General features: G+C 61.0%; 16 protein-coding genes. 7 read left to right on the top strand and 9 right to left on the bottom strand.

The features are described 5' to 3' along the window. Positions 1-80: 80 nt before the first annotated feature. The 3 genes from CXF97_RS05210 to CXF97_RS05200 form a co-directional block, all read right to left on the bottom strand. Complete coding sequence (locus CXF97_RS05210; RefSeq protein ID WP_101156849.1) at positions 81-2,429, bottom strand: FdhF/YdeP family oxidoreductase; 2,349 nt, start codon at positions 2,427-2,429, stop codon at positions 81-83. Beyond that, positions 2,426-3,265, bottom strand: coding sequence for a formate dehydrogenase accessory sulfurtransferase FdhD (gene fdhD, locus CXF97_RS05205; RefSeq protein ID WP_101156847.1), 840 nt, complete (start codon positions 3,263-3,265; stop codon positions 2,426-2,428). The genes CXF97_RS05210 and fdhD overlap by 4 nt, the downstream gene beginning before the upstream one ends. A gap of 92 nt (positions 3,266-3,357) precedes the next feature. Next, the gene (locus CXF97_RS05200; protein WP_101156845.1) at positions 3,358-4,245 is read right to left on the bottom strand and encodes a LysR family transcriptional regulator; all 888 of its coding nucleotides are present in this window, start codon (positions 4,243-4,245) and stop codon (positions 3,358-3,360) included. 137 nt (positions 4,246-4,382) lie between these two features. Here CXF97_RS05200 and lysM point away from each other — a divergent pair, with 137 nt between their 5' ends. Next, positions 4,383-4,823 carry a peptidoglycan-binding protein LysM gene (gene lysM / locus CXF97_RS05195; RefSeq protein WP_101156843.1) on the top strand — a complete coding sequence of 147 codons (441 nt, stop codon included), beginning with the start codon at positions 4,383-4,385 and terminating at the stop codon, positions 4,821-4,823. Positions 4,824-4,880: 57 nt separating this feature from the next. Here lysM and yrfG read toward each other — a convergent pair whose 3' ends face one another. Next, positions 4,881-5,543, bottom strand: coding sequence for a GMP/IMP nucleotidase (yrfG, locus tag CXF97_RS05190; RefSeq protein WP_071174081.1), 663 nt, complete (start codon positions 5,541-5,543; stop codon positions 4,881-4,883). A gap of 88 nt (positions 5,544-5,631) precedes the next feature. On the opposite strand from yrfG, the gene nudE reads away from it, so the two are divergent. Both nudE and cysQ read left to right on the top strand, forming a co-directional pair. Continuing rightward, positions 5,632-6,201 (top strand): ADP compounds hydrolase NudE, encoded by a 570-nt coding sequence (gene nudE / locus CXF97_RS05185; RefSeq protein ID WP_101156841.1) that lies wholly within the window; start codon positions 5,632-5,634, stop codon positions 6,199-6,201. 7 nt (positions 6,202-6,208) lie between these two features. Beyond that, positions 6,209-7,036 (top strand): 3'(2'),5'-bisphosphate nucleotidase CysQ, encoded by an 828-nt coding sequence (gene cysQ / locus CXF97_RS05180; RefSeq protein ID WP_101156839.1) that lies wholly within the window; start codon positions 6,209-6,211, stop codon positions 7,034-7,036. An 11-nt stretch (positions 7,037-7,047) separates the two neighbouring features. Here the strand turns inward: cysQ and CXF97_RS05175 are convergent, their stop codons facing one another. The 4 genes from CXF97_RS05175 to rfbC form a co-directional block, all read right to left on the bottom strand. Next, positions 7,048-7,503 (bottom strand): thioesterase domain-containing protein, encoded by a 456-nt coding sequence (locus CXF97_RS05175; protein WP_101156838.1) that lies wholly within the window; start codon positions 7,501-7,503, stop codon positions 7,048-7,050. After that, positions 7,500-8,882 carry a sigma-54 dependent transcriptional regulator gene (locus CXF97_RS05170; protein WP_101156836.1) on the bottom strand — a complete coding sequence of 461 codons (1,383 nt, stop codon included), beginning with the start codon at positions 8,880-8,882 and terminating at the stop codon, positions 7,500-7,502. Before CXF97_RS05170 ends, CXF97_RS05175 begins: the two co-directional genes overlap by 4 nt. Beyond that, on the bottom strand, positions 8,879-10,687 hold the full coding sequence (locus CXF97_RS05165; RefSeq protein ID WP_101156834.1) for an ATP-binding protein: 1,809 nt from the start codon (positions 10,685-10,687) through the stop codon (positions 8,879-8,881). Before CXF97_RS05165 ends, CXF97_RS05170 begins: the two co-directional genes overlap by 4 nt. 184 nt (positions 10,688-10,871) lie before the next feature. Beyond that, entirely contained in the window at positions 10,872-11,417 is a 546-nt protein-coding gene (gene rfbC / locus CXF97_RS05155; protein WP_101156832.1) for a dTDP-4-dehydrorhamnose 3,5-epimerase, read from the bottom strand. 161 nt (positions 11,418-11,578) lie between these two features. Here rfbC and CXF97_RS05150 point away from each other — a divergent pair, with 161 nt between their 5' ends. The 4 genes from CXF97_RS05150 to CXF97_RS05135 all read left to right on the top strand — a co-directional run bounded on the left by CXF97_RS05150 (position 11,579) and on the right by CXF97_RS05135 (position 17,240). Further along, on the top strand, positions 11,579-14,491 hold the full coding sequence (locus CXF97_RS05150; RefSeq protein ID WP_101156831.1) for an aminotransferase: 2,913 nt from the start codon (positions 11,579-11,581) through the stop codon (positions 14,489-14,491). Between the two features lie 306 nt (positions 14,492-14,797). Continuing rightward, positions 14,798-15,676 (top strand): N-carbamoylputrescine amidase, encoded by an 879-nt coding sequence (gene aguB, locus CXF97_RS05145; protein WP_101156829.1) that lies wholly within the window; start codon positions 14,798-14,800, stop codon positions 15,674-15,676. Further along, the gene (gene aguA / locus CXF97_RS05140) at positions 15,676-16,782 is read left to right on the top strand and encodes an agmatine deiminase (protein WP_101156827.1); all 1,107 of its coding nucleotides are present in this window, start codon (positions 15,676-15,678) and stop codon (positions 16,780-16,782) included. Before aguB ends, aguA begins: the two co-directional genes overlap by 1 nt. Positions 16,783-17,027: 245 nt before the next feature. Next, positions 17,028-17,240: a hypothetical protein gene (locus CXF97_RS05135; RefSeq protein ID WP_090288350.1), complete on the top strand. Its 213-nt coding sequence runs from the start codon at positions 17,028-17,030 to the stop codon at positions 17,238-17,240. 124 nt (positions 17,241-17,364) lie between these two features. Here the strand turns inward: CXF97_RS05135 and CXF97_RS05130 are convergent, their stop codons facing one another. Next, positions 17,365-19,458, bottom strand: a complete 2,094-nt coding sequence (locus tag CXF97_RS05130; RefSeq protein WP_101156825.1) for a TonB-dependent siderophore receptor — start codon at positions 19,456-19,458, stop codon at positions 17,365-17,367. Positions 19,459-19,681: the final 223 nt, after the last annotated feature.

The raw sequence follows: 19,681 nt of genomic DNA, 5'->3' as shown, positions 1-19,681 counted from the left end.
GCTAAAAGATCGCAGCCTTCGGCAGCTCCTACAAGGATCGGTGTAGGAGCTGCCGAAGGCTGCGATCTTTTGATCTTTGCTTAAGCGGATTTGGCCATGATCAACCCGGTCTCACTCGCCGCTTCCAGCCGGATCGCAATGAACTTGGATGTCGGCGTGTGGCTGCCATCGCCCGTGCTCTCCAGTGGCACCAGCGGATTGACTTCCGGATAGTACGCCGCTGCCTGCCCGGCAGGAATGTCGAACGCCAACAAGGTAAAACCTTTCACCCGGCGTTCGCGACCGTCGTCCCAGATCGACACGATGTCGGCCTTCTGCCCCGGACGGAAGCCCAGACGAATGATGTCAGCCTCATTGGCAAACAGCACGTCGCGCTGGCCCTTCACGCCGCGATAGCGGTCGTCGAGGCCATAAATCGTCGTGTTGTACTGATCGTGGGAGCGCATCGATTGCAGGATCAGATCCGGCACCTGCCCGGTAGCACGGGTGCGCTCATGGACCAGATCTTTCGGCAACTGATTGGCGCGGAAATTGGCGCGGCCCGACGGCGTGTTCCATTTGCGGGCGCCAGCCGAGTTGCCCAGATAGAAGCCGCCCGGGTTTTTGATCTTGTCGTTGAAGTCTTTGAAACTTGGAATGGTGTCGGCGATCAGTTCGCGAATGCGCCCATAATCGGCTACCAGCCAGTTCCAGTCCACCGGTTGGCTGCCCAGCGTCGCGGCAGCGATGCCGGCGATGATCGACGGTTCCGAGCGCATCTGGTTCGACAGCGGCTGCAACTGGCCGTTGGAGGCATGCACCATGCTGAACGAGTCTTCCACCGTCACCGCTTGCGGGCCTTCGGTCTGGATGTCGATGTCGGTACGGCCCAGGCACGGCAGGATCAGCGCGTCTTTGCCGTGAGCGAGGTGGCTGCGGTTGAGCTTGGTGCTGATCTGCACGGTCAGGTCGCAATTGCGCAGCGCTTCGAAGGTGCGCGAGCTGTCCGGCGTGGCCTGGGCAAAGTTGCCACCCAAGCCGATGAACACCTTGGCGCGACCTTCGGCCATCGCATGAATCGCCTCGACCACGTTGTGACCGTTATGACGCGGCACTTTGAACTGGAAGCGACGTTCGAGGGAGTCGAGGAACGCCACCGGCGGACGCTCGTTGATGCCCATGGTGCGATCGCCCTGCACGTTGCTGTGACCGCGCACCGGGCACAGACCGGCGCCCGGCTTGCCGATGTTGCCGCGCAGCAGCATCAGGTTGGCGATTTCCTGAATGGTCGGCACCGAATGACGGTGCTGGGTAATGCCCATTGCCCAGCACATGATCACGTTTTTGCCTTTGGCGTACATGCGCGCCGCTTGCTCGATCTCGATCAGCGTCAGGCCGGACTGCTCGACGATCTGCTCCCACGAGGTGTCGTCGACAGTGGCGAGATATTCCAGCACGTTGGCGCTGTGGGCATTGAGGAAATCATGGTCGAACACCGCTGGCTCACCAGCCTTTTGCGCATCGCGTTCCCATTGCAGGAGGAACTTGGCCATGCCGCGCAGCACCGCCATGTCACCGCCGAGCGCCGGGCGGAAGTACGCGGTGTTGGTCGGCTTGTCGCCGTTGGTGAGCATTTCGATCGGGTGCTGTGGATGCTGGAAACGCTCCAGGCCGCGCTCTTTGAGCGGGTTGATGCACACCACCTGGGCGCCGCGTTTCACCGCTTCACGCAACGGTTCGAGCATGCGCGGGTGGTTGGTGCCGGGGTTCTGGCCCCAGACGAAAATCGCATCGGCGTGTTCGAAGTCGTCGAAGGTCACCGTGCCTTTGCCGACACCGACGCTCTGCGCCAATGCCACGCCGCTGGCCTCGTGGCACATGTTCGAGCAGTCAGGGAAATTGTTGGTGCCGTAAGCCCGTACGAACAATTGATAAAGATACGCCGCTTCGTTGCTGGCGCGGCCCGAAGTATAGAACTCGGCCTGATCCGGGCTCGGCAGATTGCGCAGGTGCTTGCCGATCAGGGCGAAAGCATCTTCCCAGCTGATTGGCTTGTAGCGATCGGTTTCAGCGTTGTAGACCATCGGCTCGGTCAGCCGGCCCTGATATTCCAGCCAGTAGTCGCTCTGCTCCAGCAACGCAGTGACGCTGTGCTTGGCGAAGAATTTCGCATCGACGCGACGCTTGGTCGCTTCCCAGTTCACCGCTTTGGCGCCGTTCTCGCAGAACTTGACCATGCCGCTCTCCGGCGAATCACCCCAGGCGCAACCCGGGCAGTCGAAGCCACCGTTCTGGTTGGTCTTGAGCATCATGCGCAGGTTCTTCAGGGCGTTGTCGCTGGTCAGCCACGCCTGAGCCACACTGATCAGGGCGCCCCAGCCGCCGGCGGCACCTTTGTAAGGCTTGTAGCGCGGGACAGGTTTCTGGTCGGCTTGATGATGTTGGCTCACGCTTGATTCTCCATCGCGGGGCTGTACACCCGCGGCGCACTTTTCTGCGGCAGGTGGATGAGATTGAGGTTGTGGCGCCGGGCCCATTGCACGGCCAGGCCGGTGGGTGCCGACAGGCTGACGAGGGTCTGGATGCCGGCACGCAAGACTTTCTGGATCAGTTCGAGGCTGCAACGGCTTGTGACAATCGCCAGCCCGCCCTCTGTGGATATCTTCTGGCGAATCAGTCCGCCGATCAGCTTGTCCAGCGCGTTATGGCGGCCGATGTCTTCGCGACCGAGCAATAATTCACCGCTGGCATTCATGAACACCGCCGCATGCACCGCGCCGCAGTGCTGGCCGAGCGGCTGGAACGCGCCGATGCGCTGGCGCAAACCGTCGAGCCATTCGATCGGTGGCAACGCTGCGCCCGGCAATACGTTGAGATCGGGCAAGGCCTGTTCGACCGCTTCGACGCCGCACAGTCCACAGCCGCTGGTGCCGGCCAACTGGCGCCGCTGTTGCTTGAGGTTCCAGAACGCACGGTTGGCGATGGTCACTTGCGCGTATTGCGCAGAGCCTGCGCCTGTCAGTTGCAGATCGTAGATATCGCTGGGGTCTTCGATGATGCCGCTGCCGAGGCTGAAACCGACGATGAAATCCTCAAGGTCCGTCGGCGTGACCAGCATCACTGCCTGGCTGATGCCGTTGTAGGCGATCGCCAACGCAACTTCCTCGGCCAGCGCGGTGCTGGCCGATGCCTCAAAAGGTAGATCGCTGTAGCTGTAGGTCTGGCTGGCGGCAGGCGCGGGCGTTTCAATTGCTGGCGCCGCGCAGGCTGGGCGCTTGGCGTTCATGGCATCACCGACGGTTTGATCTAGGTCAAGACTAGGCGCGGCAAGATGTCGCGTCTAATCGCTATTACCGATCTACCGATAGATGCCGTCGATCAAGCGTCTTTTGGCAATTTCTGATACAGCGCGAAACAGGCTTCTGCCAGCGCTGAGCGGGGGGCGCCACGGCGCATGATCAGGCCCAGCGGTGCGAGGGTATGAGCGTTCTCGATCGGTTGCAGACGCAGGTGATCGGCGAGGGTTTCCGCGCCGCCATCGAGCGGCATGATCGCGCAGCAAAAACCGCCGTGAACCGCTTGCAGCAGTTGATGCACGGCGTCGGTCTGCAGCAGCGGCTGCGGGGTCAGGCCGCGGCTGTGGAAGTTGTGGTCGATGGACTGGCGAAAATGCATGCCGCTGGTGAGCATGCACAGCGGCAGTTCGATCAGCGCTTCCCAGCTCAGGGGTTCTTCGCCGAAGTTGAACGAGCGCTCGTCGTAAAGCAGGCCCATGCGCGTCTCGTTGAAGGCCAGCGAATCGAAGCGCTCGTTGTCCAGGCGTTCAAGGTACGACACGCCGATGTCGATGCGATTGTTCGCCAAGTGTTCGAGCACCTGTTCGGAACTCAGCGACGACAGCTCGAAGCGCAGGTCCGGGTGCGCCGCATGCAGACGTTGCATCAGCGGCAACGGATCGAAACTCGACAGCGGCACCACACCCAGGCGCAGCGTACCGATCAGGTTGCCGCGACAGGCCGCCGCTTCCGCTTGCAAGCCGTCGTACGCCGCCAGCACCGTGCGCGCCCACGCCAGCACGCGCTCGCCCGGCGCGGTGAAGCCTTCGAAGCGCTGGCCGCGATTGACCAATGGCAGATCAAGTTCTTCTTCGAGGCTGCGCAGGCGCATCGACAAGGTCGGTTGAGTGATGTGGCAGCGCGCGGCGGCCTGGCCGAAATGGCGGGTTTCGTCGAGGGCGATGAGGAATTTCAGCTGCTTGATGTCCATCTTCGCTCCGGGCGGTTGGCGGGGTAGGGCGATTCTACCGCCTGCGGCGCGGCAGCGTCATTGGTCGGACTGGAACCGGGTTTGGCTGGGGTGGTCTAGGCTTGGGCGTCTGGAACCCAAATCAAGGAGTGTGCGCTATGAGTCTTTTGAGCTTTGTAAAAGAGGCCGGTGAGAAGCTGATCGATCTGTTGACCCCAGGCAATGCCAACGCCAGTGAGCAGTTGAAGGAACATATCAGCAAGGTCGGGCTGGGCAATCCCAACGTGCAGGCGACCGTGGATGGCGACAAGGTGACGGTGACCGGTGAAGTGGCGAGCCAGGAGGAAAAGGAAAAGATCCTGCTGGCCGTGGGCAATATTGCGGGCGTAGGCAGTGTCGATGATCAGATCACTGTGACCGGACCGGTCGTCGTGGCTGCCGAGTTTGTCGAGGTCAAGGCAGGTGACACGCTCAGTGCGATTTCACTGCGCGTCTATGGCAATGCCAACCAGTACGAGAAAATTTTCGAAGCCAACAAACCGATGCTCAAGGATGTGAACAAGATTTATCCGGGGCAAAAGCTGCGTATTCCAAAGTAACGCAGTCATGTAGGAGCTGCCGAAGGCTCGGGCCGCGATCGGCAGCTCCTGCAGGGATCACAGTCCGGCGATGAGATCGCGGTAGTCCTCGACTGCGGCAAATTCTGCGGTGTCCTTCGGCCCTTTGCGGCTGTCCGGTTCTTTCACCGCGAGCAGATGCGCCACGCCAAAATCCCGTGCACTGCGCAGGATTGGCAAGGTGTCGTCGATAAAAAGGCTGCGCGCCGGATCAAAACCGATGTCGGCCTGAAGGGCATCCCAGAACTGCGGGTTCTCCTTGGGATAACCATAGTCATGCGAGCTGATCAGCCGCTCGAAGTACGGTGCCAGTTCGATCCGTTCCAGTTTCAACGACAGCGAATCGCGGTGCGCATTGGTGATCATGATCACCCGTTTGCCGGCACGCTTGATCGCGTCGAGAAAAGTATCGGCATCCGCGCGCAGGGCGATCAAGTGCGCGGTTTCCTGTTTCAATTCGCGCACCGAAAGCTTCAGCTCCGCGCTCCAGAAATCCAGGCAATACCATTGCAACTGGCCGGCGTGGCGTTCGAACAACGGCTGCAACTCCAGTTCGGCCATGGCCCGGCTGATACCGTGCAGTTCGGCGTAGCGCTGGGGCAGGTGCTCGAGCCAGAAATGATTGTCGAAGTGCAGATCCAGCAGCGTGCCGTCCATATCGAGCAGAACGGTATCAATGTCGGACCACGGTAAAGATGGCATGGCAACGTCTCGAACGATGAAAGGATATCCGACGCAAACAATCGGGAAAGCCGCGTTATAGTAGCGCGTTCACGCCAAGGAGCTTTGCATGCGCCAGAAACCCACCGTACTCGCCCGCGAGATCGTCGCTACCAGTCGCCTGTTTCGCGTCGAAGAACTCAAGCTGCGATTTTCCAATGGCGTGGAGCGCACCTACGAGCGTTTGGTCGGCAAAGGTGCTGGCTACGGCGCGGTGATGATTGTCGCCATGCTCGACGCTGAACATGCGGTGCTGATCGAGGAATATTGCGGCGGCACTGACGAATACGAACTGTCTTTGCCCAAAGGCCTGATCGAGCCGGGCGAAGACGTGCTGGCGGCAGCCGAGCGGGAGCTCAAGGAAGAGGCCGGTTATGGCGCGCGCCAACTGGAACATCTGACCGAGCTGTCGCTGTCGCCCGGCTACATGAGCCAGAAGATCCAGGTGGTGCTGGCCACCGATCTCTACGAAGAACGGCTGGAAGGCGATGAGCCGGAGCCGATGCGGGTCGACAAGGTCAACCTGCGCGAACTGTCGACGCTGGCGCTCAACCCGCAATTTACCGAAGGCCGCGCGTTGGCGGCGCTGTATTTGGTCCGTGACCTGCTGAGCCAGCGCGGGATATTCAGCTATGAGTGAGACGTCGATGAATTATCCCCATCCGTTGATGGCACCGGTAATTGAGCTGGCTCTGCAGGCTGGCGAGGCGATTCTGCCGTTCTGGCGTGTCGGCGTTGAAGTCACGGCAAAGCCCGATGATTCGCCGGTGACGGCCGCCGACCTGGCTGCGCATCACCTTATCGTTGCCGGGCTGACGGCGCTTGATCCGAGCATTCCGGTGTTGTCGGAAGAGGACGCCAATATCCCGCAGAGCGTGCGCGCCGGTTGGCAGCGCTGGTGGCTGGTGGATCCGCTGGACGGCACCAAGGAGTTCATCAGCGGTAGCGAGGAATTCACCGTCAACATCGCACTGATCGAAAACGGTCAAGTGGTGTTTGGCGTGGTGACGATGCCGACCAGCGGTCGTTTTTACGTCGGTGGCGCCGGGCTCGGTGCATGGCGTGGCGACAAGGGCGCAACGCCGGTGCCGATTCAGGTACGCGATGTGCCAGCGCCGGGCGAGGCGTTTACCGTGGTGGCCAGCCGTCGACATTCCAGTCCCGAGCAAGAGCGTTTGCTGGCCGGTTTGAGCGCCAGTCTCGGTGAGCTGCAACTGGCCAATATCGGCAGTTCATTGAAATTTTGTCTGCTCGCCGAAGGTGCTGCCGACTGCTATCCGCGTCTGGCGCCGACTTCGCAGTGGGACACGGCGGCAGCTCAAGGTGTGCTGGAAGGGGCGGGAGGCGAGGTGCTGGATCTGAACGGTGAAGCGTTTTGTTACCCAGCGCGGGAATCGCTGTTGAACGGGTTTTTTCTGGCGTTGCCGGCGAAGGCTGCGTGGCGTGCGCAACTGTTGGAGTTGGCACGCTCCTGAGAACTTTTGCTTCAGCGGTGCAAAACGTACTGCCCGGTAAATCTCACCGCATCGTCTGCACTTCCCGCATTCAGGATCCGCGTATCCAGCGTCAACCGCGCTCGCCCATAACGCCGGTACATCGCCAGAAACTTCTTCCATATTGCCGCATCAGGCGCCGGGCAAATCGCCACGGCGTCTCCGGTCACCGGCAGCGGATAACTGATCTGCCCTTCCTGAATGACGATGTGTCCGTCGCCAATTCCTTCTTCCTTCAAACGCAAATGCAACCAGCCCCAACCGGCCAGCACCGCGCCGCAGTACAGGCTGCCGCCAAACATGGTGCTCTTGTGGTTGACGTTGGGTGCGAGCGGCAGGTGCAGGCTTAATTGTTGCTCGCGCCACTCGAGCACCTCGAGACCCATCTCGGCAGTGAGCGGAATGTCGTGGTGCAGCACCGTTTGCAGGTATGCGCTTTCGCTGCTCATTCGTTCTCTTCCCCATGGCTGCTGTCGCCGAAATTCAGGCCATGTTTGCGCAATTTGTCGTGCAGGGTTTTGCGCGGAATGCCCAGGGCTTCGGCGAGGCTGCGCACCGAGCTGTGCGAGCGCGCCAGTTCGGCGGCGATCAGCGATTTCTCGAAATTTTCCACCTGCTCGCTGAGGCCGCCGCTGACTACTTCGACAGGCGTGCCGCCGCTGCCATCAGCGCTATTATCCAATGCCAGCTCCAGTCCCAGCGCAAACCGCTCGGCGGCATTTTGCAGCTCACGCACATTGCCCGGCCAGGTGTGACGCAGCAGCAGAGCGCGTTGTGCCGGTTGCAATGGGTGGGGCGGCAAACCGTGGCGAGCACTGGCTTCGTCGGCGTAATGCTGGAACAGCACCAAGGCGTCTTCGCCTCGTTCGCGCAGCGGCGGGATGCGCAACGGCGCGACGTTGAGACGGTAATACAAGTCGGCGCGGAAGCGGCCCTGGTCGGCGGCCTGACGCAGGTCTTCCTTGGTCGCGGCAATGACGCGAATGTCCAGCGGGATCAGTTGGTTGCCGCCCAGGCGTTCGACGACACGCTCCTGCAACATGCGCAGCAATTTCACTTGCACGTCCATGCTCATGCTTTCGATTTCGTCGAGAAACAGCGTGCCGCCGTTGGCGAATTCGAATTTGCCGATGCGACGTTTCTGCGCTCCGGTGAAGGCGCCGGGTTCGTGGCCGAACAGCTCGCTTTCCACCACCGATTCCGCCAGCGCGCCAGCGTTGATCGCCACGAACGGGCCGTTGCGCCGGCTCGACAAGTCATGCAATGCACGGGCTACGACTTCTTTGCCAGCACCGGTTTCGCCGAGGATCAGCACGTCAGCCTTGGTCGCTGCCAGCGCACCGATCTGCTCGCGCAGGCGCAGCATCGGCGTCGAATGGCCGACCAGCCGCGCGCTCAGTTCGTTGCGATCGCTCAGCGCCAGACGCAGGCTGCGGTTGTCCAGCACCAGTCGCCTTAGCGAGAGGGCACGGCGGACGCTGTCGAGCAGGGCATCGCTGGCAAACGGTTTTTCCAGAAAATCGTAAGCACCGGCGCGCATCGCTTGCACCGCCAAGGGCACGTCGCCATGGCCGGTGATCAGCAGCACCGGCAACTCGGGATCCTGCGCGTGCAATTCGCTCAGCAGTTCGAGGCCATCCATGCCCGGCATGCGAATATCGCTGACCACTACGCCCGGCCAGTCACGCTCAAGTTGCGCAGCCAGGCCCTTGGCTTCGGACAGCGGCAGGATTTTCAGGCCGGCCAGGTCCAGGGTCTGGCCGAGGGCCTGGCGCAAGTGCGGATCGTCGTCGATCAACACTACCTGGATGCGATTGTCGATGGTCATGCACTTCGATCCTCGGACGGTTGCAGGCTGACCCCGGGCGCGCCGGCGCGCAGGCGCAGGGTGATCAGGGCGCCGCCTTGCTTATGGTTGGCGAACGACAACTCACCGCCGAAAGCGCGCATCAGCGTTTCGCAAATGGCCAGCCCCAGACCCAGGCCTTGCGTGCGAGTCTTGGTGGTGTAAAAGGGCTCGCTGGCGCGGCCAAGGGCTTCCATGCAGAACCCGGGGCCGTTGTCGCGAATGTACAGATTGACGCCGTCGGCGGTGGCTTCGGCACTCAGCCACAATTTGCGCGGCGGGCCTTTTTCAGTCAGGGCATCGAGAGCGTTGGCGAGCAGGTTACCGAGAACCTGGCGCAAGCGGGTTTCGCCGGCCTCGACCCACAGCGTCGCGGCGGGCAGGTCGCGGATCAGTTCGACTTCCATGCTGCGCCGACGTTTGGCCAGCAAGGCCAGCGCATCGTCCAGCGCCGGTTGCAGGGCGACGCTCTCCGGGGCGTGGCGGTCTCGACGGGCGAAGGCGCGCAGGTGGGCGATGATCGAGGCCATGCGCCCGGTCAGTTCGCTGATCAACTTGAGGTTGCCGCGCGCGTCGTCGGTGCGCTGATGATCGAGCAGCACTTCGGCGTTTTCCGCGTAGCTGCGGATCGCCGCCAGCGGCTGATTGAGTTCGTGGCTGATGCTTGCCGACATCGTCCCCAGTGCCGACAGTTTGCCGGCCTGAACCAGATCATCCTGCGCGCGAACCAATTCCTGTTGCGCGGTTTCGCGTTCCAGCACTTCCTGCTTCAGGCGTCGGTTGAGGCCTTCAAGATCGCTGGTGCGCTCGGCAACCCGGCCTTCGAGCTCACGTCGCGCCTTGGCCTCGAAGGCGATGCGCTCCAGATAATGGCGACGGCGCTGCATCATCAGGCCCAGCAGCAGCATCACCACCAGCAGCGTCGCCCCGCCAATCGCGACGACGGTGCGCACCGGGCGGTCGATCAGCGTGCGCGGCGCGAGGATGCTGACGCTCCAGCCGGTTTCGGCGATATCGTGGGTCTGGATCAGCCAGGCGTCGGGGCTGAGGTTCAGCGGCCGCGGCTCACGCGTCGGGTACGGCTGGATCGCAGTGATCGCCGAGCGCTCTGTATCGCTCAACTCGCGGGTCGAGCGGAAACGCCATTCGGGCCGCGAGGTGAGGATGACCACGCCGTTATGGTCGGTCACCAGCAGTTGTTCCGGGGTTTTGCCCCACAGGCTTTCGGTGTGGTCGAGGTCGACCTTGATCACCAGCACGCCGATGATCTTCTCGCCGTTGCGCACCGCGGCGGCGAAGAAGTAGCCGCGTTTGGCGGACGTCGTGCCGAGGCCGAAGAAGCGCCCGAGGCGCCCGGCCATGGCTTCGCTGAAATACGGGCGAAAGGCGAAATTGCGGCCGACGAAACTGTCACGTTTGTCCCAGTTCGACGCCGCCAGCGTCTGGCCAGAGGTGTCCATCAGGTACATGACTTCGGCGCCGGTCTGCGCGGCGATGTTTTTCAGCAGGCGGTTGGCGTTGCCTTGGGTGACGCCGTCATCCGGTGCGCCGAGGACTGCGCGCAGGGCCGGCAAGTCGCCGAGAATCTGCGGCAACACTTCATAGCGATGCAGGGTGCCGAGCAGGTTGGCGACGTAAAGATCGAGGGTCTGGCGATTCTGCCCGGCGAGTTCGCTGCGGTAATAGCGCTCGGCGAGGTGTTCCAGCGGCCACAGCAGCGGCGCCAGGCACAGGGCCAACAGCGCGAGGCTGCGCCAGCGGGGTCTGCGAGGGAGAGATGCTTTCATGAGCCGGTAGCGCCTGTAGGGACAGGCGCATTATGCCTTTGCTCTGTACGAAAACTGCCTGCGCATCGATCATGCTGCGTTAAAAACAGGCTCGGAATGCTCATTTAGGTACCTGGACTCCGCTTCCTCGCCTGTTTTTGCCTTGCCTGATCACCGCTCGGCGAGTTTTCGTACAGACCTGGCCTCAGGCGAAGACGTCAGCGTCCTTGAGCAGCGCGGCTGCCTGGTCCTTGGCCGACAGCTTCGGCGCTTCGTCCAGTTGCCAGTCGATGCCCAGCGCCGGGTCGTCCCAACGAATGCTGCGTTCGGAGGTCGGGTCGTAATAGTTGGTGGTCTTGTAGAGGAATTCGGCAAAATCACTCAGCACCACGAAACCGTGAGCGAAACCTTCCGGCACCCACAGCTGACGATGGTTTTCCGCCGACAGGCGCACCGCCACCGATTTGCCGAAATGCGGCGAGCTGCGACGGATGTCCACCGCCACATCAAGCACTTCACCCACGGTCACGCGAACCAGTTTGCCCTGGGTGTTCTGCAACTGGTAATGCAGGCCACGCAGCACGCCTTTTTGCGAGCGCGAATGGTTGTCCTGGACAAATTGCGTATCGAGACCGGTGGCGTCCTGAAACGCCTTGGCATTGAAACTCTCGTAGAAAAAACCGCGCTCGTCGCCGAACACCTTGGGTTCGATGATCAGAACACCGGGCAGCTCGGTGGTGATGACATTCATGAGGATTTCCATTGATGAGTGTGAATGGCCGACATTCTTGCGCAAAGTGCTGCAGGGCGCGAGTGTTGGGTTTGAATTGGAGCGTTCATTGAAGCCGGGGGTTGCGCAACCGCTAAGGCAATGGCGATATAAGCGCCTAATAAAATTTCAGGGGTCGTTTCATGCCGCTCGCCACGTTGATTCATCGCGCCAGTTTGCCCGGTCCGCAGGTTTCAGAGGCGCAGGCGCTGCAATGGCTGGCCGAATATTACGGAATTGGCGGCACGTTGCAGGCGCTCGGCAGCCAGCAGGATCTGAATTACCGCGTCGACAGCGCAAATGGGCGCTTCGTGTTGAAAGTCTGTCGTGGCGATTACGCGCTTGTAGAGCTGCAAGCCCAGCACGCCGGGCTCAAGTATCTGGCCGAGCACTCGCCGATCAAGGTGCCTCGCGTGATTGCTGCCAATAACGGTGAAGACCTGTTGTCGCTGCAAGCCAATGGCGAAGCGGTTCATGTGCGATTGCTGGAGTACATCGACGGGCAGCCGTTGACCGATTTCGATCATCTTGGCCAGAACGTGGTCGCCGGGTTTGGCCGGCTCTGTGGCGAGATGGATCTGGCCTTGGCAGGTTTCGATCACCCGGGCCTTGAGCGCACCTTGCAATGGGATGCGCGTCACGCCGATGCTTTGATCAGTCATCTGTTGCCAGTGATCAACGACGAGCCGCAGCGTGCGGCGATCAGCGCTGCTGCCGAGCAGGCCCGGCACCGCTTGCGGCCGTTGCTGGACAAGCTGCCGGTACAGACGATCCACATGGATATCACCGATGACAACGTCGTTTGGGCCCGCGATGCTCAGCGGCATTGGCAGCTGCAGGGTGTGATCGATTTCGGTGATCTGGTGCGCACCTGGCGCATCACTGATCTGTCGGTGACCTGTGCGGCTTTGCTGCACCACGCCGATGGCGATCCGTTTGTCATCCTGCCGGCGGTCCAGGCTTATCACGCGGTCAATCCGTTGCAGTACGCTGAGCTGCAAGCGCTGTGGCCATTAATCGTGGCGCGGGCGGCGGTGCTGGTGCTCAGTGGCGAGCAGCAGGTGAGCATCGATCCCACCAATACCTACAGCCGCGACAACCTCAGCCATGAGTGGGAAATTTTCCGCGTCGCGACCTCGGTGCCCCTGGCGCTGATGGAAGCGGCCATTCTGGCGGCCGTGGACCAGCCCCTGCCGAGTGGCGAAAACATTCAATTTGCGCCGCTGCTGCCCGGCCTGGTCGGGCGCGAATTTGCGCTGATCGATCTGGGCGTGTTGAGCCCGCACTTCGAGGCTGGCAACTGGGAGCAGGAAGGCATCGATCAACGCTTGCTGACAGAAGCGGCAGCGGTGCATGGGCTGGCAGCGACGCGTTATGGCCAGTACCGCTTGTCACGCACCCGGCCGGACAGCGCGACTGAGCCGGACACGTTCCCGTTACATGTCGAATTGCGTGTGCCCGTCGGGGCCGAAGTGCAAGCACCGTTCGCCGGCGTTCTGAATCAAACGTCGGACGGTGCGCTGCAACTCGATGGCCCGCAGTTCAGCGTCCGCCTGTGGGGCGTGACGCCGATTCCTGGCCATGGCGCAGCACTGAAGAAAGGCCAGAAACTCGGTGCGGTCACGGCGCCGCTGCTCGTGCAGTTGTGCCGGGAAGCGGAGCTCGACGCGCCGCTGTTCTGCACGCCGACCCGCGCATCAGCCTGGCGGACTTTGTGCCCATCACCGGCGACCTTGCTCGGGCTGGCCTGCGATGCCGAGCCTGAGCTGGACGCGAAAACCCTGCTCGAACGCCGCGACGCCAGTTTCGCCCGCACGCAAAAACACTATTACGTCGACCCGCCACGTATTGAGCGCGGCTGGCGCAATCACCTTATCGACATGCAGGGCCGTTCGTATCTGGACATGCTCAACAACGTCGCGGTGCTCGGCCACGGTCATCCGCGGATGGCGGCGGTCGCGGCGCGGCAGTGGTCGCTGCTCAACACCAACTCGCGCTTCAACTACGCAGCGGTCGCCGAGTTTTCCGAGCGCTTGCTGAAGCTGGCGCCGAAGGGCATGGATCGCGTGTTCCTGGTCAACAGCGGCAGCGAGGCCAATGACCTGGCGATTCGTCTGGCCTGGGCCTACAGCGGCGGGCGCGACATGGTCAGTGTGCTCGAGGCATATCACGGCTGGACGGTCGGCGCCGATGCGGTATCGACGTCGATTGCCGACAACCCGAAGGCGCTGGAAAGCCGCCCGGACTGGGTGCACCCGGTGCCGGCGCCGAACACTTATCGCGGCGAATTCCGTGGCGCCGATTCGGCGCCGGATTACGTGCGCAGCGTCGAGCATCATCTGCAAAAACTGGCCGAGCAGAAGCGCCAACTGGCCGGTTTCATCTGCGAGCCGGTGTACGGCAATGCCGGGGGTATTTCTTTGCCGCCGGGCTATTTGCCGCAGGTGTATGAGAAGGTCCGCGCGCAAGGCGGGGTGTGCATCGCTGACGAAGTGCAGGTCGGTTACGGGCGCATGGGCCATTTTTTCTGGGGCTTCGAAGAGCAGGGCGTAGTGCCGGACATCATCACCATGGCCAAAGGCATGGGTAACGGCCAGCCACTTGGCGCGGTGATCACTCGCCGGGAAATAGCCGAGGCGCTGGAGGCCGAGGGTTATTTCTTCTCATCGGCGGGCGGCAGTCCAGTCAGTTGCCAGATCGGCATGGCGGTGCTGGATGTGATGGAGGAAGAAAAACTCTGGGAGAAAGCCCAGGTGGTCGGCGGCCACTTCAAGGCGCGGCTCCAAGCATTGATCGATAAACATCCGCTGGTGGGTGCGGTACACGGCTCCGGGTTTTATCTGGGCCTGGAGCTGATCCGCGATCGGCAGACGCTGGAGCCGGCAACCGCCGAGACCGCGTTGCTGTGTGATCGCCTGCGCGAGTTGGGGATTTTCATGCAGCCGACCGGCGATGACTTGAACATCCTCAAGATCAAGCCGCCAATGGTGACGTCGCGCCAGAGTGTGGATTTCTTTGTCGATATGCTGGATCGGGTGCTTGCTGAAGGCCTGTAAGCACCGCACATCCTCCTGTGGGAGCGGGCTTGCTCGCGAAAGCGGTATTTCAGTCACCCTCTCTAGTGACTGAAATACCGCTTTCGCGAGCAAGCCCGCTCCCACGTTTGTTTTGGACGATAAATTCGATTTGTATCGGTATTTTCTGGGTTTATTTAGATAGAAGGCGTTTCAGTCGCTTTTAAAGTCGATATTTATCGGTTATAAAGTCGCCATTGCTCCGGGGTGGCGATCGCTTGTCCGGTGCGCGCGTTTTCTTTTCGGTCAAATTCTTTGACCGTCAAAGCACTAGCCCGGAGATGATTCATGAGCCGTATCGTTACCGTCGCCGCCACGCAGATGGCCTGTTCGTGGGATCTTGAAGCCAACCTCGAAACCGCTGAAAGGCTGGTCCGCGAAGCTGCCGCCAAAGGCGCGCAGATCATCCTGATTCAGGAGCTGTTCGAGGCGCCGTACTTTTGCCAGAAACCGAATCCGGATTACCTGCAACTGGCGACGACGGTTGAAGAGAACGTCGCCATCAAGCATTTCCAGACAATCGCCAGAGAGTTGCAAGTAGTGCTGCCGATCAGCTTCTACGAATTGGCCGGGCGGGCACGCTTCAACAGCATCGCGATCATCGACGCCGACGGGAGTAATCTGGGGATTTATCGCAAGAGCCACATCCCCGACGGCCCGGGTTATCACGAGAAGTATTACTTCAACCCGGGCGACACCGGTTTCAAGGTATGGAACACCCGTTACGCAAAAATCGGCGTGGGCATCTGCTGGGACCAGTGGTTCCCGGAAGCTGCACGCAGCATGGCGCTGCAGGGTGCGGAAATCCTCTTCTATCCGACTGCCATCGGCAGCGAGCCACACGACAAGACCATCTCATCGCGCGATCATTGGCAGCGTGTGCAGCAGGGCCATGCCGGTGCCAACCTGATGCCGCTGATTGCCAGCAACCGCATCGGCAACGAAGAGCAGGACGGCTACGACATCACCTTCTACGGCTCCTCGTTTATCGCCAACCAGTTCGGCGAAAAAGTGCAGGAGCTGAATAAAACCGAAGAAGGTATTCTTGTGCACACGTTCAACCTCGACGAGCTGGAACATATTCGCAGCGCGTGGGGTTCATTCCGCGACCGCCGGCCAAATCTGTACGGCGCGTTGAAAACCCTCGACGGTTCCCTGGAGTCCTGATGACCACATTGAAAAGTACCCCACGCGCCGACGGCTTCTTCATGCCGGCCGAGTGGGCGCCACAGACCCAGACCTGGATGATCTGGCCCGAGCGCCCGGACAACTGGCGCCTGGGCGGCAAACCGGCGCAGGCCGCACACGCCGCGGTGGCCAAAGCTATCGCCCGCTTCGAGCCGGTGACCGTTGCGGTCTCCGCTGGCCAATACGAAAACGCCCGCGCGCGCCTCGATGTGCCGAATATCCGCGTGGTGGAAATGTCCAGCGACGACGCTTGGGTGCGTGACAGCGGTCCGACCTTCGTCATCAACAACCGTGGCGAAGTGCGCGGCGTGAACTGGGATTTCAACGCCTGGGGTGGTTTCGATGGCGGCCTGTATGCGCCGTGGAACCGTGATTCGCAAGTCGGCGGCAAGATCCTCGAAATCGAGCGCAGCCCGCGCTACCGCACTGAAGGTTTCGTGCTCGAAGGCGGTTCGATTCATGTCGATGGCGAAGGCACGCTGATCACCACCGAAGAATGCCTGCTCAACCGCAATCGCAACCCGCACCTGAGCCGCGAAGAAATCGAAGCGGTGCTCAGCGACAACCTGGCCGTGGACAAGATCATCTGGTTGCCGGATGGCTTGTTCAACGATGAAACCGACGGCCATGTGGATAACTTCTGCTGCTACGTGCGCCCGGGCGAAGTTTTGCTGGCGTGGACCGACGATCCGCAGGATCCGAACTACCCGCGCTGCCAGGCTGCAATGAACGTGCTGCAAAGCAGCACCGACGCCAAGGGTCGCCCGTTCACGGTGCACAAGATGCCGATACCGGGGCCGCTGTATGCGACCGAAGAAGAATGCGCCGGGGTTGACGCGGTGGACGGTTCGCAGGAGCGCAATCCTTCCGTGCGTCTGGCGGGTTCCTACGTGAACTTTCTGATCGTCAATGGCGGCATCATCGCGCCGAGCTTCGATGACCCAATGGACGCGCCGGCCAGGGAAATTCTGCAGAAGCTGTTCCCGCAGCACGAAGTGGTAATGGTGCCGGGGCGCGAACTGTTACTGGGCGGCGGCAATATTCACTGCCTTACCCAACAACAACCGGCGCCGCACAAAGAGTGAGGTCAGACGTAACAGCCTGAGCTGGCAGATAAAAAAGCCTGACGTTTGTTAACGTACCGGTCAGGAACACCAAGCCCGCAGCCCGAAAGGACCGCGGGCTTTTTTGCCTCCACTGGTCGTCCCGGTAAAAACCTTGGCATACCTCTTGTATTGCTTCTGTTGCACTAGGGAGGGAGAGGAACTTCAACAGTTCTGTCATGAATCTTGGATAACGTAGCCGCTCACGAACGGGAGAGAGCGCTGAAATGAACGCCGAAGTGAACGTAATCAGCGAGCGGACTTTGCATCCCATGGCCGTCAACGGCGAAACGCTCCAGCGTGTGGCGCACTGGTTGAAATCCAATGGAACGCGTCAGATCAGAGAACCTGATCCGCGCCGGATGATGATCGAGCGCTATCCCGCTGACCTGTTCAGCGAGGCCGAACTGGATGCGTTGTGGGCTGTGATGGAAGGATAGGAAGAACAACAGGGATTGGAAAAAGCGCTGCCGGGAGGGCGGCGCTTTTTTATGCACGACACAAATACCATCGCGAACATTGAATCTGTGGAGGGGGCTTGCTCCCACCAGATGTTATGTGCAATCAGAAACTGTAGGTGCCGGTCATCACGACACTGCGTGGCGCACCCGGTTGGATCTGATACTGGCTGGTCGCTGAGGCGTAATACTCGCGATCAGCAATGTTGTTCAGCGCCGCACGCAGATCCCACTCCTTCATCCGGTAACCGACCAGCGCATCCCAGCGACCATATCCTGGCAATACCACGGTGTTGGCATTGTCGGCATAACGCTGGCCAACGAGGGTCAGGCCGGTCTCGCCGTACCAGCCCATTTCCGGTTTCCAGGTCAGGAACAGACTGGCGTTGCGCTTGGCGACGTTGTTGATGCGCTTGCCTTCCAGGCCGTTGTTGTCCTTCTCGATGGTTGCGTCCTGCACGCCGACGCCACCGCGCACGTACCAGTTGCCGACGAGGTTGCCGGTGGCGGTCAATTCGATACCGCGTGAGCGTTGCAGACCGGACATTACCGTCAGGGTCGGGTCGTTCGGATCGGCAGTGCGGCGGTTGTAGAGCTCAAGATCGTAAACGGCCAGGGTGGTACTCAAACGGTCATCGAGCCAATCGCTCTTCACGCCGATTTCTTTCTGCTTGGTCAGTTCGGGGCTGAGGTCGTTGGTATTACCGGCCGCGCCCGGTGTGATGCCAATCAAGCCGCCGCCCACCGGCGAAAAGGTCTTCGACCACGAAGCGTAGAACGAGTGATTCTGCAGCGGCGTCCAGACCAGACCGACGCGTGGGCTGGTGCTGTGGCTGTCGCGATCCTCAGAGATATTGCGCATTTTGTTGGTCGATTCGATAGCGAAGGTGTCGTAGCGTAAACCACCGAGCAGTTGCCATTGGTCGTTCAAGCGCAGTTGATCCTGCACGTACACCGCGCGGCTCTCCACTTCGGTATGGCTGCTGCTGGCCACCTGCATGCTGCCGGTGTGGCGAAGATCGCGGTTGGGGCTGTACAGATCGAGCGACGGAACGGGTTGCGCACCGGGCGTTCGGCCGGTGGCGGCGTTATACAACGTCGGATCGCGGCGTTGACTACCGATCTCGACGCCGGTCAGCAGGCGATGCTCGAGGCCGAAAGTATCGAAGCCACCTTCCAGTTCGAGGTTGTTGTAGACGTTGCGGGTGGTCAGGTCCTGCTGCCAGTGCTGACGCGTGACCTTGTTGGTCGCTGGCGTGTAGCCGGTGAGGTAGGTGTTGTCGAAATCGCTGTCGAGCTTGAATACGCCCAGTGTCTGGCGCAGTTGCCAGCTGTCGTTGAGCTCAAAGGTGAGTTTCGAACGCAGCGATTGCGCCTTGTCGTCGATGAAGTCGTGATCGTTGCCATACGTGGTATCACGACCTACGTCCGCCGGCCGGCCGTTGACGCCGGGTATGCCGCGATCCGGCGTGCGGTTGTAGCGGCTGTATTCGTACTGCACCAGCCAGTTCAGATCGGGGGTCAATTGCCAGCTCATCGAGGGTGCGAACAACTGGCGATTGCCGCTGACGCCATCGCGGAAGCTGTTTTCGTCCATGTTGCCCATGTTCAGGCGCAGGCTGATGTTCTCGCTCGGGTCGGTGCTGAGGTCGGCGTAAAGACTGCGCAAATCTTCGCTGCCGCCCTGGGCCTCGATCGTCGAGCGGCGGCCGAACTCGGGCATTTTGCTCACGCGGTTGACGATCCCGCCTTGGCTGCCGCGGCCGTACAGCACTGCGGCCGGGCCTTTGAGCACTTCGACGCGCTCGACATTGTGCAGGTCGCGCTTGTATTGGCTGTCGTCGCGGATGCCGTCCAGATAAAAGTCGTTGCTGGCATCGAAGCCACGGATGCGCAGGCTGTCGAAGCGGGTGTCGGCGCTGCTGCTGACGTTGGGCATGCCGCTCAATGCGTCGCCAATATCATTGGTGCCGTAGTTGGCGACGTTCGAAGTCTTGATCGAATCGATCGCCTGCGGCACATAACGCACCGGCGTGGCGGTGCGCGTCGCGGTGTTACTGAGCCTTACTCGCGGGTCATCCGCCTGCGCTTCGGCGTTGATCGCAGTAGCGGGTAATTCGGTTGCAGCGAAGGCAAAACCGCTGGACAGCAAAGCAGAAAGCCCAAGGGTCAAGGGCGTGAGACAGAACGGGGCAGGCATTTAACAGCGCATCCGAGAGGGTGGGAGAATTCGATCGCGCGGATGGTAATGCTTTGCATTTGCTTCCGTTAATTATTCCTTATTACTTCACTTGGTTGATTGTTTCAACTTATGTCTGCTTTGATCCAACTTTGTCAGATTCACAGGTCGGCCGGGTTCGGAAGAAAATTGTAATACATCCCCTTTTCCAGTCAGGCGTAGGTACGCTACGTCTGTCACGCAG

Source organism: Pseudomonas sp. Choline-02u-1 (assembly GCF_002836515.1).
GTDB lineage: Bacteria > Pseudomonadota > Gammaproteobacteria > Pseudomonadales > Pseudomonadaceae > Aquipseudomonas.
The sequence above is the reverse complement of the archived record's forward strand: the minus strand, read 5'-3'. Positions and strand labels throughout refer to the sequence as shown.